A 2,500-nucleotide genomic window follows, 5' to 3' on the forward strand; every position below is an offset into this window, starting at 1 on the left:
TGGTTGCGGGGGCAGGATTTGAACCTGCGACCTTCAGGTTATGAGCCTGACGAGCTACCGGGCTGCTCCACCCCGCGTTGACGGCCGTTGGGGCCTTGGGTGTTTTGCATGACGAAGCGCCGCTTCAGGGAGTTTCTTGAAGAGGCGCTTGGGTTTGTTGTGAGAGGTTTGAGTATTCATGCATTTGGCAGACCTGGCAGCGACCTACTCTCCCGTGTCTTAAGACAAAGTACCATCGGCGCTGGGGCGTTTCACGGCCGTGTTCGGAATGGGAACGGGTGCAGCCACCCCGCAATAACCACCAGGTCGGCAAAATGCATGAGTTGCTCATCGAGAAGCTGTGTTGAGTGGGTAGTGAGTAGCGAATAGTGAATAGGGTTCGCCATCGCCCATCATTGTGCCTTTTCTGGTTCACGCTGCATGGCTTTGAGCCAATTGGCGTGAGTGCTGGTAAATTGCCTATCCATTGGATGGATATGAGCAATGAGAATGATCAAGCCGATCGAGCTATTAGTACCGGTAAGCTTCATGCATTGCTGCACTTCCACACCCGGCCTATCAACGTGGTCGTCTTCCACGGCTCTCAGGGAATACTCGTTTTCAGGTGGGTTTCCCGCTTAGATGCCTTCAGCGGTTATCCCGACCGTACATAGCTACCCTGCTATGCGGCTGGCGCCACAACAGGTCCACCAGAGGTACGTCCATCCCGGTCCTCTCGTACTAGGGACAGATCCTGTCAATATTCCTACACCCACGGCAGATAGGGACCGAACTGTCTCACGACGTTCTGAACCCAACTCACGTACCGCTTTAAATGGCGAACAGCCATACCCTTGGGACCTGCTCCAGCCCCAGGATGCGATGAGTCGACATCGAGGTGCCAAACAACCCCGTCGATATGGACTCTTGGGGGTCATCAGCCTGTTATCCCCGGCGTACCTTTTATCCGTTGAGCGATGGCCCTTCCACGCGGGACCACCGGATCACTATGACCGACTTTCGTCTCTGCTCGACTTGTCTGTCTCGCAGTCAGGCAGGCTTATGCCATTGCACTCAGCGAACGATTTCCGACCGTTCTGAGCCCACCATCGCGCGCCTCCGTTACTCTTTAGGAGGCGACCGCCCCAGTCAAACTACCCACCATACACTGTCCCGGATCCGGATAACGGACCGCGGTTAGACATCCATGACGGTAAGGGTGGTATTTCAAGGATGGCTCCACGCAAGCTGGCGCCTGCGCTTCAAAGCCTACCACCTATCCTACACATGCCGACACGAATGCCAGTGTAAAGCTATAGTAAAGGTGCACGGGGTCTTTCCGTCTAACCGCAGGAACCCCGCATCTTCACGGGGAATTCAATTTCACTGAGTCTCTGCTGGAGACAGCGGGGAAGTCGTTACGCCATTCGTGCAGGTCGGAACTTACCCGACAAGGAATTTCGCTACCTTAGGACCGTTATAGTTACGGCCGCCGTTTACCGGGGCTTCAATTCAGAGCTTGCACTCCTCCTCTTAACCTTCCGGCACCGGGCAGGCGTCAGACCCTATACGTCGTCTTGCGACTTCGCAGAGCCCTGTGTTTTTGATAAACAGTCGCTACCCCCTGGTCTGTGCCACCACATAAGAGTTGCCTCCTACATGGTCACGCTTATCCCGAAGTTACGCGTGCAATTTGCCGAGTTCCTTCAGCAGAGTTCTCTCAAGCGCCTTGGTATGCTCTACCAGTCCACCTGTGTCGGTTTCGGGTACGGTCTATACGGAGGAGCTATTTCCTGGAACCGCTTGGCGGCCTTCCCAATCCAGTAAGGGAAGACAACGGCTGCGATCCGTCACTACCTCCAGGCCCACGAATATTAACGTGGTTCCCATCGACTACGCCTTTCGGCCTCGCCTTAGGGGCCGGCTAACCCTGCTCAGATTAACTTGAAGCAGGAACCCTTGGACTTTCGGCGAGGGGGTCTCTCACCCCCTTTATCGTTACTCATGTCAGCATTCGCACTTCCGATATCTCCAGAAGCCCTCACGGGTCTTCCTTCACAGACTTACGGAACGCTCCGCTACCGCTCACCTTGCGGTGAACCCAAAGCTTCGGTGCATGGCTTTAGCCCCGGTACATTTTCGGCGCAAAACCCCTTATTTAGACCAGTGAGCTGTTACGCTTTCTTTAAATGATGGCTGCTTCTAAGCCAACATCCTGGTTGTTTTGGGAGTCTCACATCCTTTCCCACTTAGCCATGACTTGGGGACCTTAGCTGTTGGTCAGGGTTGTTTCCCTCTCCACCACGGACGTTAGCACCCGTGGTGTGTCTGCCGACTAGTACTCCTCGGTATTCGGAGTTTGGTTAGGTTTGGTAATCCGGTGAGGACCCCTAGCCCATCCAGTGCTCTACCCCCGAGGGTATTCGGTCGACGCTCTACCTAAATAGATTTCGCGGAGAACCAGCTATTTCCGAGTTTGATTGGCCTTTCACCCCTAGCCACAAGTCATCCCGATCTATTG

Annotated in this window: 1 tRNA gene and 2 rRNA genes (1 of these 3 cut by a window edge); all 3 read right to left on the reverse strand. The window is 54.6% G+C overall.

Annotated features, from left to right (window positions below):
- Positions 1-77, reverse strand: a tRNA-Met gene (locus EL18_RS17145).
- A gap of 114 nt (positions 78-191) precedes the next feature.
- Positions 192-306: ribosomal RNA gene (gene rrf / locus EL18_RS17150) — 5S ribosomal RNA — on the reverse strand.
- Between the two features lie 183 nt (positions 307-489).
- Positions 490-2,500: ribosomal RNA gene (locus EL18_RS17155) — 23S ribosomal RNA — on the reverse strand; it runs 862 nt beyond the window's last position.

Origin of the sequence: Nitratireductor basaltis (genome assembly GCF_000733725.1) — a bacterium.
Lineage (GTDB): Bacteria > Pseudomonadota > Alphaproteobacteria > Rhizobiales > Rhizobiaceae > Chelativorans > Chelativorans basaltis.